Annotated in this window: 12 protein-coding genes; 5 read left to right on the forward strand and 7 right to left on the reverse strand. The window is 73.1% G+C overall.

Annotation, left to right across the window (positions count from 1 at the left end; translation table 11 throughout):
- Window positions 1–50: 50 nt before the first annotated feature.
- The 4 genes from whiA to uvrC are packed head-to-tail and all read right to left on the reverse strand — an operon-like array spanning window position 51 to window position 5,093.
- Window positions 51–1,040, reverse strand: a complete 990-nt coding sequence (gene whiA, locus DDW44_RS02955) for a DNA-binding protein WhiA (protein WP_017948792.1) — start codon at window positions 1,038–1,040, stop codon at window positions 51–53.
- Complete coding sequence (locus tag DDW44_RS02960) at window positions 1,031–2,065, reverse strand: gluconeogenesis factor YvcK family protein (protein ID WP_018890251.1); 1,035 nt, start codon at window positions 2,063–2,065, stop codon at window positions 1,031–1,033. The genes whiA and DDW44_RS02960 overlap by 10 nt, the downstream gene beginning before the upstream one ends.
- Entirely contained in the window at window positions 2,062–3,003 is a 942-nt protein-coding gene (gene rapZ, locus DDW44_RS02965) for an RNase adapter RapZ (RefSeq protein ID WP_026165429.1), read from the reverse strand. Before rapZ ends, DDW44_RS02960 begins: the two co-directional genes overlap by 4 nt.
- Window positions 3,000–5,093, reverse strand: coding sequence for an excinuclease ABC subunit UvrC (gene uvrC, locus DDW44_RS02970; protein ID WP_017948789.1), 2,094 nt, complete (start codon window positions 5,091–5,093; stop codon window positions 3,000–3,002). Before uvrC ends, rapZ begins: the two co-directional genes overlap by 4 nt.
- Window positions 5,094–5,702: 609 nt before the next feature.
- On the opposite strand from uvrC, the gene DDW44_RS02980 reads away from it, so the two are divergent.
- Entirely contained in the window at window positions 5,703–6,647 is a 945-nt protein-coding gene (locus tag DDW44_RS02980) for a hypothetical protein (RefSeq protein ID WP_018890253.1), read from the forward strand.
- 226 nt (window positions 6,648–6,873) lie between these two features.
- Here the strand turns inward: DDW44_RS02980 and DDW44_RS02985 are convergent, their stop codons facing one another.
- Complete coding sequence (locus tag DDW44_RS02985) at window positions 6,874–7,302, reverse strand: Rieske (2Fe-2S) protein (RefSeq protein WP_017948787.1); 429 nt, start codon at window positions 7,300–7,302, stop codon at window positions 6,874–6,876.
- A 132-nt stretch (window positions 7,303–7,434) separates the two neighbouring features.
- Here DDW44_RS02985 and DDW44_RS02990 point away from each other — a divergent pair, with 132 nt between their 5' ends.
- Window positions 7,435–8,352: a carbohydrate kinase family protein gene (locus DDW44_RS02990; protein WP_108905435.1), complete on the forward strand. Its 918-nt coding sequence runs from the start codon at window positions 7,435–7,437 to the stop codon at window positions 8,350–8,352.
- Window positions 8,353–8,563: 211 nt separating this feature from the next.
- Here DDW44_RS02990 and uvrA read toward each other — a convergent pair whose 3' ends face one another.
- Window positions 8,564–11,581 (reverse strand): excinuclease ABC subunit UvrA, encoded by a 3,018-nt coding sequence (gene uvrA, locus DDW44_RS02995; protein WP_108905436.1) that lies wholly within the window; start codon window positions 11,579–11,581, stop codon window positions 8,564–8,566.
- Between the two features lie 225 nt (window positions 11,582–11,806).
- Here uvrA and DDW44_RS03000 point away from each other — a divergent pair, with 225 nt between their 5' ends.
- Both DDW44_RS03000 and DDW44_RS03005 read left to right on the forward strand, forming a co-directional pair.
- Window positions 11,807–12,496 carry a maleylpyruvate isomerase family mycothiol-dependent enzyme gene (locus tag DDW44_RS03000; RefSeq protein ID WP_017947582.1) on the forward strand — a complete coding sequence of 230 codons (690 nt, stop codon included), beginning with the start codon at window positions 11,807–11,809 and terminating at the stop codon, window positions 12,494–12,496.
- Window positions 12,497–12,517: 21 nt separating this feature from the next.
- Window positions 12,518–13,174 (forward strand): MBL fold metallo-hydrolase, encoded by a 657-nt coding sequence (locus DDW44_RS03005; protein ID WP_108905437.1) that lies wholly within the window; start codon window positions 12,518–12,520, stop codon window positions 13,172–13,174.
- Window positions 13,175–13,397: 223 nt separating this feature from the next.
- On the opposite strand, the gene DDW44_RS33135 is transcribed toward DDW44_RS03005, so the two are convergent.
- Window positions 13,398–13,523, reverse strand: a complete 126-nt coding sequence (locus DDW44_RS33135; RefSeq protein WP_276323245.1) for a hypothetical protein — start codon at window positions 13,521–13,523, stop codon at window positions 13,398–13,400.
- On the opposite strand from DDW44_RS33135, the gene DDW44_RS03010 reads away from it, so the two are divergent.
- Window positions 13,522–14,802, forward strand: a complete 1,281-nt coding sequence (locus tag DDW44_RS03010; protein ID WP_108905438.1) for an MFS transporter — start codon at window positions 13,522–13,524, stop codon at window positions 14,800–14,802. The genes DDW44_RS33135 and DDW44_RS03010 overlap by 2 nt on opposite strands.
- Window positions 14,803–14,882: the final 80 nt, after the last annotated feature.

Below are 14,882 nucleotides of genomic sequence, written 5' to 3' on the forward strand. Positions count from 1 at the left end.
GGCGGACGCTCACCGGGACCCGGAGGAGGGCACTCGCTCCCGGCGCGGGCTCAGCCCACGAGGCCGTCGGCCATCTCCTCCGTCAGATTGGACTCCGTACCCGGGATCCCCAGGTCCTGGGCGCGCTTGTCGGCCATCGCCAGCAGCCGGCGGATACGGCCCGCGACCGCGTCCTTGGTCAGCGGCGGGTCCGCCAGGGCGCCCAGTTCCTCCAGGGACGCCTGCTTGTGCTCCATGCGCAGCCGGCCCGCCGCGGCGAGGTGCTCGGGGACCTCCTCGCCCAGGATCTCCAGGGCGCGCTGGACCCGCGCGCCGGCGGCGACCGCGGCCCGGGCCGAGCGGCGCAGATTGGCGTCGTCGAAGTTGGCCAGCCGGTTGGCGGTGGCGCGGACCTCCCGGCGCATCCGCCGCTCCTCCCAGGCCAGCACCGACTCGTGCGCCCCGAGCCGGGTCAGCAGCGCACCGATCGCGTCGCCGTCGCGCACCACGACCCGGTCCACCCCGCGCACCTCGCGGGCCTTCGCGCCGATGGACAGCCGGCGCGCGGCACCGACCAGGGCCAGCGCGGCCTCCGGGCCCGGGCAGGTCACCTCCAGGGAGGAGGAGCGACCGGGCTCGGTCAGCGAGCCGTGCGCGAGGAACGCGCCGCGCCAGGCGGCCTCCGCGTCGCACGTGGCACCCGAGACGACCTGGGGCGGCAGCCCCCGGATGGGACGGCCCCGGCCGTCGACCAGCCCGGTCTGCCGGGCCAGCTGGTCACCGCCCGCCACGACGCGTACCACGTAGCGCGAACCGCGCCGCAGCCCGCCGGGAGCCATCACCACGAGATCCGAGGAGTGCCCGAAGATCTCCAGGATGTCCTTGCGGAGCCTGCGCGCAGCGATACCCGTGTCCAGCTCCGCCTCGATCACGATGCGCCCGCTGACCAGGTGCAGCCCGCCCGCGAACCGCAGGATCGACGAGACCTCCGCCTTTCTGCAGCAGGTCCGGGTGACGGGGAGCCGGGAGATCTCGTCCTTCACCGCTGCCGTCATCGCCATGGGCCGATCCTTCCATGCATCCGGAAAATACGGTCGTACGCGGCGGCCAACAGCTCCGGATCATGCTTCGGAGCCCCGTCGGGTCTGGCCACGGGCGCCAGCTCGACCGCGGCACCGAGCCGCTTCGCCGCGTCGGCGAGGGACTCGCGGTCGGGCACGGCGGCCTCGTCGGCCAGCACCACGTCCAGGGCGAGTTTAGGGGCGTGTCGCCCCAAAACCTCCAAATGACGCTGCGGAGAGAAGCCCTCCGTTTCTCCGGGCTGGGGAGCCAGGTTGAGCGAGAGGACCCGCCGGGCCTTGGTCTCGACGAGCGCGTCCAGCAGGTCGGGCACGAGGAGGTGCGGGATCACCGAGGAGAACCAGGAGCCGGGCCCGAGGACCACCCAGTCCGCGTCGAGTACGGCGTCGACGGCGTCCGGGACGGCCGGCGGGTCGTTCGGCACCAGGTGCACGGACTGCACCTCGCCCGGCGTCAGCGCGACGGTCGCCTGGCCGCGGACCGTGCCCACCTCGTCGGGGCGCGCCGGGTCGTGCCCCTTCACCAGCGCCTGCAGCTCCAGCGGCACGGCGGACATGGGCAGCACCCGGCCGTGGGCGCCGAGCAGCCTGCCGACCAGGTCCAGGGCCTGCACATGGTCGCCGAGCTGCTCCCACAGCGCGACGATCAGCAGATTGCCGACCGCGTGCTCGTGCAGTTCGCCCTGGGACTGGAAGCGGTGCTGGATGACCCGGGACCAGGTCTGGCCCCACTCGTCGTCCCCGCACAGCGCCGCCAGCGCCTTGCGGAGATCGCCGGGCGGCAGCACCCCGAGCTCCTTGCGGAGCCGCCCGCTGGAGCCCCCGTCGTCGGCGACCGTGACGACGGCGGTGAGGTCGCCCGTGATGCGGCGCAGCGCGGCGAGCGAGGCCGAGAGGCCCATGCCGCCGCCGAGCGCGACGACCTTGGGCTGGGTTCCGCGTCTGCGGTGGGTGCGGAGCGTGTCGCCGCCCCGCAGCCGGCGCAGCCGGGGATTGCGTGCGGTCACTCGCGCCCCATGTCCCGGTGGACGACGACGGTCTCGATCCCCTCGGAACCGAGCCGGGCGGCGAGCTTCTCGGACATCGCCACCGAGCGGTGCTTGCCGCCCGTGCAGCCGACGGCGATCGTCACGTACCGCTTGCCCTCGCGGCGGTAGCCCGCGGCGATCAGCTGCAGCAGCTCGGTGTACTGGTTGAGGAACTCCTTGGCGCCGGGCTGGTTGAACACATAGCCCGACACCTCCTCGTTCAGGCCGGTGAAGGGGCGCAGCTCCGGGACCCAGTGCGGGTTCGGCAGGAAGCGGCAGTCCACCACGAGGTCGGCGTCGACGGGCAGGCCGTACTTGTACCCGAACGACATCACGGTGGCCCGCAGCTCCGGCTCCTCGTCACCGGCGAACTGGGCGTCCATCTTGGCGCGCAGCTCGTGGACGTTGAGGCTGGATGTGTCGATGACCAGGTCGGCGTCGCCGCGCAGCTCCCGGAGGAGGTCCCGCTCGGCGGCGATGCCGTCGACGATCCGGCCGTCGCCCTGCAGCGGGTGCGGGCGGCGCACCGACTCGAACCGGCGCACCAGGGCCTCGTCGGACGACTCCAGGAAGACGATCCGGCGGGTGACCTGCTTGGCGTCGAGGTCCGCGAGGGACTCGCGGAGGTTGTCGAAGAACCGCCGGCCGCGGACGTCCACGACGACGGCGATCCGGGCGACATTGCCCTGGGAGCGTGCGCCGAGCTCCACCATGGTGGGGATCAGCGCGGGCGGCAGGTTGTCGACGACGAACCAGCCGAGGTCCTCCAGGCACTTCGCCGCGGTGCTGCGGCCGGCGCCCGACATTCCGGAGATGATCACCAGCTCGGGGATGGCCGCCTCTGCGGCCTGCCCGGCCTCGGTCGTGCCCGTATCCACGTCTCCTGCTCCGTGTTCTGCTCTGTTCTGCTCGGTCATTGCGTGGTTCCCCCGTTCCCTTCCGTCACTGCTGCCCCGTCATCCTCTTCAATGATCTCGCCTGTCGCCATGTTCACCGCCGGGACGGCCGGAGCGGCCTGCGCCAGGGCGGCGGCCACGGACTCGGCGGTCTTCCTGCCGAAGCCCGGGACCTCGCAGATCTGCTCGATCGTGGCCTGCCGCAGCCGCTTCACCGAGCCGAAGTGCTTGATCAGTGTCTGCTTGCGGGCGGCGCCCAGGCCCGGCACGGAGTCCAGCGGGCTGGTCCGCAGCCGCTTGGTGCGCTTGGAGCGCTGGTAGCGGATGGCGAAGTCGTGGGCGGTGTCCCGGACCCGCTGGATCAGGTACAGCCCCTCGCTGGAGCGGGGCAGCACGACCGGGTCGTCCTCGCCCGGCAGCCACACCTCCTCCATGCGCTTGGCGATCCCGGCGACGGCGACGTCGTCGATGCCCAGCTCGTCCAGGGCCCGCTGGGCCGCCGCCACCTGCGGCTGCCCGCCGTCGACGAGCACCAGCTGCGGCGGGTAGGCGAACCGCCTGGGCCTGCCGTCGTCCGCCGGGGCCGACGGGACCTCACCCCCGGCCACGGACCCGCCTCCCGCCACGGATTCGCCTCCCGTGCCGGACCCGCCGTCCTCCGGGACCGCCCACTCGCCGGTCCGCTCCCGCTCCGCGAGATACCGCCGGAAGCGGCGGCTGATCACCTCGTGCATCGAGCGGACGTCGTCCTGGCCCTCGCCGTGCCAGAGCTGCGTGTCCCCGGCACGGCCCTTGATCTGGAAGCGCCGGTACTCGCTCTTCCGGGGCAGCCCGTCCTCGAACACCACCATGGACCCGACCACGTCCTCGCCCTGCAGGTGCGAGATGTCGAAGCACTCGATCCGCAGCGGCGCGGAGTCCAGGCCGAGCGCCTCGGCGATCTCCTCCAGGGCCCTGGAGCGGGTGGTCAGATCGCTGGCGCGCCTGGTCTTGTGCAGGACGAGGGCCTGCTGGGCGTTGCGCCCGACCGTCGCCATCAGGTCCTTCTTGTCGCCGCGCTGCGGGATGCGCAGCGACACGGCCGAGCCCCTCCGGTCGCCGAGCCACTGGGTGACCGCGGCGAGGTCGTCGGGCAGGGCCGGGACGAGGACCTCCTTGGGGACGGCGTCGCCGCTCTCCTCCCCGTACAGCTGCTGCAGTGCGTGCTCGACGAGGCCGGCCGTGTCGACGGCCTCGACCTTGTCGGTGACCCAGCCGCGCTGGCCGCGCACCCGCCCGCCGCGTACGTGGAAGATCTGGACGGCGGCCTCCAGCTCGTCCTCGGCGACCGCGATCAGGTCCGCGTCGGTCGCGTCGGCCAGCACCACCGCGTTCTTCTCCATGGCGCGCTTCAGCGCCTCCATGTCGTCGCGGAGCCGGGCGGCCCGCTCGTACTCCAGGTCCTCGGCCGCGGCCGTCATCTCCTGCTCCAGGCGGCGGATGTAGGTGCCGGTGCGGCCGGCCATGAAGTCGCAGAACTCCTCGGCCAGTTCGCGGTGCTCCCCTTCGCCGACCCGGCCGACGCAGGGCGCGGAGCACTTGCCGATGTAGCCCAGCAGGCAGGGCCGGCCGGTCCGCTCCGCGTTCCGGAAGACCCCGGCGGAGCAGGTGCGCACCGGGAAGACCCGGAGCATCAGGTCGACCGTCTCGCGGATCGCCCACGCGTGCCCGTACGGGCCGAAGTAGCGCACGCCCTTCTTCTTGGCGCCGCGCATCACCTGGACCCTCGGGAACGCCTCGTTCATGGTCACCGCGAGGTACGGATAGCTCTTGTCGTCCCGGTACTTGACGTTGAACCGGGGATCGAACTCCTTGATCCAGGAGTACTCCAGCTGGAGCGCCTCCACCTCCGTGGAGACCACGGTCCACTCGACGGAGGCCGCGGTCGTGACCATCGTGCGGGTGCGCGGGTGCAGACCAGCCAGGTCCTGGAAGTAGCTCGCCAGCCGCTGCCGCAGGCTCTTCGCCTTGCCGACGTAGATCACCCGGCGATGCGCGTCGCGGAACTTGTAGACCCCCGGCGAGTCGGGGATCTGTCCCGGCTTGGGGCGGTAGCTGGAGGGGTCTGCCATGCCGCCCACCCTACTGGCGGGCACGGACAGCCGGGCCGTCCGAGGGGCGCGGACGACCAGCCGTCGCGCCGCTGCTCCGGGGCTGGAGGACCACGAGGATCTGGAGGATCTGGAGGATCTGGAGGATCTGGACCCCGGCTTGCGCCGGGAGCGGGTGGAAGGAGCCGGACGAGGCCGGATGAAGAACGACGAGCCCCGAAGGGAACGGGAGCGGCCGGAAGATGCTCGAGGGACTCGGGGGAACCGGGAGAACCGGGAGAACCGGAAAGCCGGGCACCCGGGGAAGGACGGAACCCGGAGGAAGCCGGAGGAAGCCGGAGGAAGCCGGAGGAAGCCGGGGAAGGGACCCGCCGCTGCGCCCGGTGTGCGGTCCCCCACCGCCCGGCGGCGCGTTCCGGACGCCCCGGCCGGGCTCCCGCGCCTTTCGGACCGGTACCCGGACAGCCATTGTCCGGAGAGGGCCGACACGCTTCAATGCGGGGTGACCCGCGGCCGTGCCGGTGGCCCGGGAGGGCCCGGAGCGCCGCCATCGGTCGTGTCCGCACGCCCTGCCCCGCCCCTCGGCGCGAGGGCCCAGCGGGGGGCCGTGCACGTCCATCGAGGAGTCCCATGGGGCACGCCGCGCATCCCGGGCACACGCGGGCCGAACTGGAGCGCGTGCTGCTCACGGGCCCCTTCCATCTCGCGCTGCGCGCCGCGTTCGCGGTGCGCGGGCTGCCGCTCCAGCGGGTGCAGCACCATCTCGCCCACCGGGGGATCAAGGTCGGGGTGACCAGTCTGAGTTACTGGCAGCAAGGGGCCCGCCGGCCCCGGCGCCCCGAGTCACTGCGCGCGGTCCGGGCGCTCGAGGACGTGCTGCGGCTGCCGGAGAACTCGCTGCTGCGGCTCCTTCCCGGCGACGGCGGGTCCGGCCCCCAGCGCCCCGCGGCCCCTTCGCCGCGTACGCCCGCCGCGGTGTCCGGTGCGGTGGAGCGGCTGCTGACCGCGCTCGGCCGGCCCGCGGACGGCGGGCTGCACACCGTGGGGCACCACGAGCGGGTGCGGATCGGGCCGGGCCGCGAACTGCTCGGCCGCGACTCCCAGAAGATCGTGCGTGCCCACCGCGACGGCGTCGACCGCCTGCTGGCCGTCCATCGCGGGGATGCCGGGTGGGACCCGGCGCGGGTGGCGGTGCGCGCGACGGAGAACTGCCGCCCGGGGCGCGTCCGGTACGACCGGGACGCGGGGGTGCTGGTCGCGGAGCTGCTGCTCGACGCCCGGCTGCGGTCCGGGGAGACGTATCTCCTCTGCTACGGGTTCGAGGACGGCACGGCGGGACCGAGCGGTGAGTACGTACGCGGCTTCCGCGAGTCCGGCGGCCAGTACGTGCTGCAGGTCCGCTTCGACGCGGCGGCGCTGCCGGTGCGGTGCCGGCACTTCGCCCAGAACTCCCCCGGCGCGGCGCGGATCTGCCGGGCCGAACTGACGCCGAGCGGCCGGCAGCCCTCGGTGCACGTGGTCGAGCAGGGCGTCCGGCCGGGCATCCAGGGGATCGACTGGGAGTGGGAACGCTGACGCGGGCCCGGCGCGTGCGGTACCGCGCGCGGTCGGGAGCACGTCCGTACCCGCCGCGGCGGGCGGTCCGGGCGCCGGAGCGGCCGGCCCGGACCGGCGTGCGCGGTCCTGCGGGCAGCACGGACGGCGTGCCGGGACCGCCGGTGCTTCCGGCTGCCCGTGCGCGGGGCGCCGCGTGGTGCGTCGCGCGGTGCGTACGGGCAGCACCGTGGCGGTACGAGCGGGCTCAGGCCTCCGGGCCCGCCACCAGCTTCCCGTCCCGCACCCGCACCGGGACCTCCGGAAGCGGCACGGTCGCCGGGCCCTGGAGTGCCGTGCCGGTGGTGACGTCGAACCGGCTGCCGTGGCAGGGGCAGTTGCCCTCCGTGCCCTCCACCTTGTCGAGGACGCACCCGGCGTGGGTGCACTGGGCGCTGAACGCCCGGTACCGGCCCTCGGCCGGGCAGTGGACGACGAGCCGCTGCTCGCGGTAGAGCCGGGCGCCGCCCACGGGGACCTCCGCGGCGGTGCCGAGGTCGACCGGCCCGGTCGGCGTCGGAACCCGGGCGTGACCCACCTTGGACTCGGTGGAGCAGGCGGCGGCCCCCAGCCCGGCCGCTCCGGCGAGGGCGGCGCCTTTCAGCACGGTACGGCGGGCGGCGGGGCGGCCGGACATGAGGATCTCCACGGATGAGGGGCGCGGGTGGCCAAACCGACGATACCGGCGCAGATCGCGGCCCTTCCGGGCGGGTCCGCCGGGCCGGGACGGGACTGTCGCGCCCCGGAGCGATGGACTACCTTCTCAGCCGTGATCGTCGTCGCCGGTGAGTCCCTGATCGACCTGGTCCCGCTGCGGACGGCCGCCGCGGACGCACCGCTGCCGCCGCTGCTGCCCCGGCCCGGCGGCGGCCCGTACAACACGGCGGTGGCCCTGGGCCGCCTGGGTTCACCCGTGGCCTTCTGCTCCCGTGTCTCGGCGGACCGCTTCGGTGAGGCGCTGCTGGAGGGACTGCGTACCGCGGGGGTACGGACGTCGCTGGTGCAGCGGGGCCCGGAGCCGACGAGCCTCGCGGTCGCCGAGGTCGGCGCGGACGGCTCCGCCGGCTACCGCTTCCATGTGACCGGTACCGCCGACCGGCTGTTCGCGTTGCCCGCGGAACTGCCGGACGGGGTACGGGCGCTGGCCCTCGGCACCTGCTCGCTGGTGCTGGAACCGGGTGCGAGCGCCTATGAGGCCCTGCTGCGGCGCGAGGCGCGGCGCGGGGTGTTCACGCTGCTCGACCCCAACATCCGGCCGGGGCTGATCCCGGACGCCGGTGCCCACCGGGCACGGTTCCGGGGATGGCTGCCCTCGGTGTCGCTGCTGAAGCTCTCGGAGGAGGACGCCGCGTGGCTCGGCGGCTCCCCGGGCCGGTGGCTTGCCGAAGGGCCCGCCGCGGTGGTCATGACGCACGGCGACCGCGGTCTCACGGTGCGCACCCGGGCGGGTGTGGAGGTGGCCGTCCCCGCGGTGGACGTGACGGTGGCCGACACGATCGGTGCGGGCGACACCGTGAACGCGGCACTGCTGCACGACCTGGACCGGCGTGGCGCCCTCACCCACCGCGGTCTGCTCGCCCTGGACGCCGACGGCTGGACCGAGGTGCTGGGGTTCGCCGCCCGTGCCGCGGCCGTCACCTGCTCCCGTGCGGGCGCGGAGCCTCCGTACGCCTCCGAACTGGGCTGACCCCGCGCCGCGAGCCGCCGGAGAACCCGGTACGGCGGTGCACCGGAAGCCGTCCGGGTTCCCTGCCCCGGGGGCGCGGGGGCGCGGCGGCCGGGGCACCCGGAAACGCCGTCCGGGGCACGGGAACGCCTCACCGCCGTCGTCCGGGGCCGGTGACGGGACGACGGCGGTGAGGCGGGGCCGGGCCCCGGCGGCGGGCCCGGAGCCCGGGTCAGGCCTTGCGGGTGCGGCTGCGCGACGCGGCCGCCTTCTTCCTGACCGGGGTCGCGTCGGCCGTCACCGTCTTCTTCACCGAGGTGGAGTTGGCGGAGACCACCGGCTTCCTGGACGCGGCCTTCTTCGCCGCCGCCTTGCGCGACTGGGGCGGCACCGAGTCGCTGACGCGCTCCGGGCCCAGGATGTCCCGCAGGAACTTGCCGGTGTGGCTCGCCGGCACCCCGGCGACCTGCTCGGGCGTGCCCTCCGCGATGACCAGGCCACCGCCGCTGCCGCCCTCGGGCCCCATGTCGACGACCCAGTCGGCGGTCTTGATCACATCGAGGTTGTGCTCGATCACGATCACGGTGTTGCCCTTGTCGACCAGCCCGGACAGCACGTTGATCAGCTTCGAGATGTCCTCGAAGTGCAGACCGGTCGTCGGCTCGTCCAGAACGTAGACGGTGCGGCCGGTCGACCGCTTCTGCAGCTCGCTCGCCAGCTTCACCCGCTGCGCCTCACCGCCGGAGAGGGTGGGCGCGGGCTGGCCCAGCCTGACGTACCCGAGGCCCACCTCGTTCAGCGTCTTGAGGTGGCGGGAGATCGTCGGCACGGCCTCGAAGAAGTGCAGCGCCTCCTCGATCGGCATGTCCAGCACCTCGGCGATGGACTTGCCCTTGTAGTGGACCTCCAGGGTCTCCCGGTTGTAGCGCGCACCGTGGCAGACCTCGCACGGGACGTACACGTCCGGCAGGAAGTTCATCTCGATCTTGATGGTGCCGTCGCCGGAGCAGTTCTCGCAGCGTCCGCCCTTGACGTTGAAGGAGAAGCGGCCCGGCAGATAGCCGCGCACCTTCGCCTCCATCGTCTCCGCGAAGAGTCTGCGGACGTGGTCGAAGACACCGGTGTACGTCGCCGGGTTGGACCGCGGGGTACGGCCGATGGGCGACTGGTCGACGTGGACGACCTTGTCGACGAGGTCGTCGCCGTCCACCCGCGTGTGCCGGCCGGGCACCGACTTGGCGCCGTTGAGCTCGCGGGCCAGGTGGGTGTACAGGATGTCGTTGACCAGCGTCGACTTGCCCGAGCCGGAGACGCCGGTGACGGCCGTGAGCACACCGAGCGGGAACGACACGTCGATGTCCCGGAGGTTGTTCTCCCGGGCTCCGTGCACCGTGAGCTGCCGCGCGGGGTCCACCGGGCGCCGGATGCCCGGCGTCGCGATGGACTTCTTCCCGGACAGGTAGAGCCCGGTCATCGAGTCCTTGTTGGCCAGCAGCTGCTTCAGCGGTCCGGAGTGGACGACCTTGCCGCCGTGCTCACCGGCGCCCGGGCCGATGTCCACGACCCAGTCGGCGACCTTGATCGTGTCCTCGTCGTGCTCGACGACGATCAGGGTGTTGCCCATGTCCCTGAGCCGCACCAGGGTTTCGATCAGCCGGTGGTTGTCGCGCTGGTGCAGGCCGATGGACGGCTCGTCCAGCACGTACAGCACGCCGACGAGCCCCGAGCCGATCTGGGTGGCCAGCCGGATGCGCTGCGCCTCGCCGCCGGACAGGGTGCCCGCGGCCCGGTTGAGGGAGAGGTAGTCCAGGCCGACGTCGACCAGGAACCGCAGCCGCTCGTTGACCTCCTTGAGCACCCGCTCGGCGATCTTCTTGTCGCGGTCGTTCAGCGTCAGCCGGCCCAGGAAGTCGGCGCACTCGCTGATCGACATGGCCGAGACCTCGGCGATGGACCGGTCCATGACCGTCACCGCCAGGACGATCGGCTTCAGCCGGGTGCCGTCGCAGGTGGGGCAGGGCACCTCCCGCATGTAGCCCTCGAAGCGCTCGCGGCTGGAGTCGCTCTCCGCCTCGCTGTGGCGCCGCTTCACGAAGGACACCGCGCCCTCGAACGCCGGGGTGGTGTAGGCGCGCTCCCGCCCGTAGCGGTTCCGGTAGCGGACCTCGACCTGGGTCTTGTGGCCGTACAGCAGGGCCTTCCTGGCACGCTGCGGCAGCCCGGCCCACGGGATGTCCGTGCGGAAGCCGAGCGCGTCGGACAGCCCGCCGATCAGCCGGCCGAAGTACTCCTTGGTGTGGCCGTGCGACCAGGGGTGGATGGCGCCGTCGTCGAGGGAGCGGTCCTCGTCCGGGACGATCAGGTCGGGGTCGACCTCCATCCGGGTGCCGATGCCGGTGCAGTCGGGGCAGGCGCCGAAGGGCGAGTTGAAGGAGAACGAACGGGGTTCGAGCTCCTCGAAGGAGAGGTCGTCGTAGGGGCAGTACAGATGCTCCGAGTACATCCGCTCGCGCTCGGGGTCGTCCTCGGGGAGGTCGACGAAGTCCAGCACCACCATGCCGCCGGACAGGCCCAGCGCGGTCTCCACGGAGTCGGTGAGCCGGCGCTTGGCGCTCTCCTTGACGGTCAGGCGGTCGATGACCACCTCGATGGTGTGCTTCTCCTGCTTCTTGAGCTTCGGCGGCTCGGTGAGCTGGATCGTGCGCCCGTCGACCCGGGCCCGCGCGTACCCCTTGGACTGGAGGTCGGCGAAGAGGTCGACGAACTCGCCCTTGCGCTCCCGGACCAGCGGCGACAGCACCTGGAAGCGGCTCCCCTCGGGCAGCTCCAGCACCTTGTCGACGATGGCCTGCGGGGACTGGCGGGTGATGGGGCGGCCGCACTCGGGGCAGTGCGGCTTGCCGATCCGGGCGAACAGCAGCCGGAGGTAGTCGTAGACCTCGGTGATCGTGCCCACCGTGGACCGTGGGTTGCGGGACGTGGACTTCTGGTCGATCGAGACGGCCGGGGAGAGGCCCTCGATGAAGTCCACGTCCGGCTTGTCCATCTGGCCCAGGAACTGCCGGGCGTAGGAGGACAGCGACTCGACGTAGCGGCGCTGCCCCTCCGCGAAGATCGTGTCGAACGCGAGCGACGACTTGCCCGACCCCGAGAGCCCGGTGAAGACGATGAGTGAGTCACGCGGGAGGTCGAGCGAGACGTTCTTCAGGTTGTGCTCGCGAGCGCCACGGACGATGAGACGGTCGGCCACGCCGGGTCCGCACCTTTCTTGAGACAGGTCGTGAGAAGCATCGGGGGCACTGCCCCCGGCCCGGACTGCTCCAGGCTAGGACGACCACGGGATCGACGGCTGCCGGACGGGTGAACGCCCGGTCTTCCAGAATGCCTCCACCCCGAGCCTATAGCACGCGTATTCGATTAACGCCGGTCCGCTCCCACCTTCACCCGAACGTGTGGCGGGGCTATCGTCTTCCCCATGATCGATCCCGTGGACGACCTGGCCTCCGTACGTGAAGCGACCGAGCGGCTGCTGGGGGCGGCCGCCGCCCTGGACAACGCGGCGGCCGCCGGGCCGTCACGGCTCCCCGGCTGGAGCCGCGGGCACGTCCTGGCCCATCTCGCCCGCAACGCCGACGCCCTCGTCAACGTCCTCGAGGGCCGCCCCATGTACCCGAGCGCCGACGCCCGCGAGGCGGACATCGAGCGCGACGCGCCCCGGCCGCTCGCCGCCCAGCTCGACGACGTGCGCGCATCGGGTGAGCGCTTCCAGGCCGCGGCCGCGGCGGACGCGGACTGGTCCCGGACCGTGGAGCTCCGCAACGGCGTGAAGGACGCCGCGGCCCGTGTCCCGTTCCGGCGGCTGATCGAGGTCGAACTGCACCACGTGGACCTCGGCATCGGCTACGAGCTGGAGGACCTCCCGGCCGGCTTCACCGAGCGCGAGACCGGGTTCCTCGCGGAGCGGTTCGACGGGCACCGGGACGTACCGGCCACCACCGTCGTCGCCGGGGGCGGACGGACCTGGACCACGGGAGGCGGGGCTGCGGGCGGTCCGGTGACGGTCCGGGGAACCGCCGCGGACCTGCTCGGCTGGCTCGCCGGCCGGCGCGACGGAGCGGCACTCGAGGTCACCGGCGGCCCCCTGCCGGTGCTGCCGCCGCTGTAGCCGGCTGAGTACGCTGGCTCCATGACTTACAGCGGAGCGGTGAAGGTCGGCGGCCCTGCGGACGTCCACGAACTGGCGGCCCTGATGATCTCCAAGGTCGCCGTCGGCCCCATGGACAACAACGCCTACCTGCTGCGCTGCCGCGCCACCGACGAACAACTGCTGATCGACGCGGCCGACGAGCCCGAGACCCTGCTCCGGCTGATCGGCGACGACGGGATCACGTCCGTCGTCACCACCCACCGGCACGGCGACCACTGGGGCGCGCTGGCGGACGTGGTGGGCGCGACCGGCGCGCGCACCTACGCGGGACGCCACGACGCCGCCGGCATCCCGGTGCCGACCGATGTGCTCGTCGACGACGGCGACACCATCCGGGTGGGCCATGTCGAGCTCACCGCCCGCCATCTGGTCGGCCACACACCCGGATCGATCGCGCTCGTCTACGACGACCCGCACGGCCACCCGCACGTTTTTACGGGAGACTGCCTCTTCCCGGGCGGCGTGGGCAACACCTGGAAGGACCCGCAGGCCTTCGCCTCGCTGATCCGCGACGTGGAGACGAAGCTCTTCGACGTGCTGCCGGACGAGACCTGGGTCTACCCCGGCCACGGCGACGACACCACGCTCGGCGCCGAGCGGCCCCATCTTCCCGAGTGGCACGCGCGCGGCTGGTGAGGACGGACCCGGGCGTCCGCTGCGGGACGGCCCGTGGCCACCACGCCGGCGACGGCCACGGGCTCGGCCACCACCGGTGACCGCTCAGGGCGACCGTACGAGAGAGGCGCACACGCGGGGCGCACAGGCCGTGCACCCGGCGCGTACCTCGTCGCCGATCATGCGTCCACGCGCCCCCGTAACCGCCGCCGAGCACGGGTAGTTGGCGCGACATGCACCATGGTCACACCGCGTCGCCGGAGAACTCCCCGCCGGCGGACCCCTTGTCGGCGGACTCGCCGTCGGTGGACTCCCCGCCGGCGGACTCACCGTCGCCGCGTCCGGCAGCGCCCGCCGCCCCCGTCTCCATGCCCCGGCTCGCGGCCGCCTCGCTCGCCGGGACCGCCGTGGAGTTCTACGACTTCTTCGTCTACGGCACGGCCGCGGCGCTGGTGCTCGGGCCGCTGTTCTTCCCCGAGTTCTCCCCGCTCGCGGGGACGCTCGCCGCCTTCGGAACATTCGCCGTCGGCTTCGTCTCCCGCCCGCTGGGCTCGGTGCTCTTCGGGCACATCGGCGACCGCCACGGGCGGCGCCCCGTCCTCTTCGCCTCACTGCTGCTGACGGGGCTGGCCACGGTCGGCGTGGGGTGCGTCCCGTCGTACGCGACGATCGGGGTGGCCGCGCCGGTGCTGCTGCTGGTGCTGCGCTTCCTCCAGGGGCTCGGCCTCGGCGGCGAGTGGGGCGGGGCGGTGCTGCTGACGGCCGAGCACGCGCCGCCCGGGCGGCGCGCGTTGTGGGCGAGCTTTCCGCAGATCGGCCCGTCGGTGGGTTTCCTGCTGGCCAACGGGGTGATGCTGGCGCTGTCCGCGGGGCTGACCGATGCCCAGTTCCGGGACTGGGGCTGGCGGGTCCCGTTCTGGGCGGCGGGGCTGCTGGCGGCCGGCGGGCTGCTGCTGCGCGGCTCACTGGCCGAGACCCCGCAGTTCGAGCGGATCACCGAGCGGGCCCGGCTGCCGCTGGCCGAGGTGCTGCGCGGGCACTGGCGGCTGGTGCTGCTCACCGCCGGCGCGCTGTCGGTCGGCTACGCGGTCTTCTACGCCGTCTCCACCTGGTCGCTGGCGTACGGCACCGAGCGGCTCGGGGTGAGCCGCACGGTGATGCTCGTCTGCGTGATGGCTGCGGTCGCCGTCAAGGGGGCCGTCACACCGTTCGCGGCGATGCTCGGGGACCGCTACGGGCGCAAACCGCTCTGTCTCGCCGGATGCGCGGCGAGCGCGCTGTGGATGTTCCCGATGGTGGAACTGCTGCACACCGCCGAACCGCTGCTGATGTTCACCGGGTTCGCGGGCGCCCTGCTGGCGTTCATCACGATGTTCGCGGTGGTGGCGGCGTATCTGCCGGAGCTGTACGAGCCCAGGGTGCGGTGCACCGGGGCGGCGGTCGGCTACAACCTGGCGGGAGTGCTCGGCGGCGCGCTCACCCCGCTCGTCGCCACGGTCGTGGCGGGCGGCGGCGGACCTCCGTGGGGTGTGGCCGCGTATCTGAGCGGGATCGCCGTGCTGAGCCTCGGCTGCTTCGCGCTGCTGCCGGAAACGGCACCGGCACGTGAGCGGGCGCGCCGCCCCTCCGGGGACGCGGCGGCCGTGTGAGGCTCCCGGACCCCGCCGGGCGCCACCCGCGGTCTCTCGCGACCGCGCCGCCCCGCGGGTAGCGGACACGACGGCACCGG

The organism is Streptomyces tirandamycinicus (assembly GCF_003097515.1).
In the GTDB taxonomy this organism is placed as follows: Bacteria; Actinomycetota; Actinomycetes; order Streptomycetales; family Streptomycetaceae; genus Streptomyces; species Streptomyces tirandamycinicus.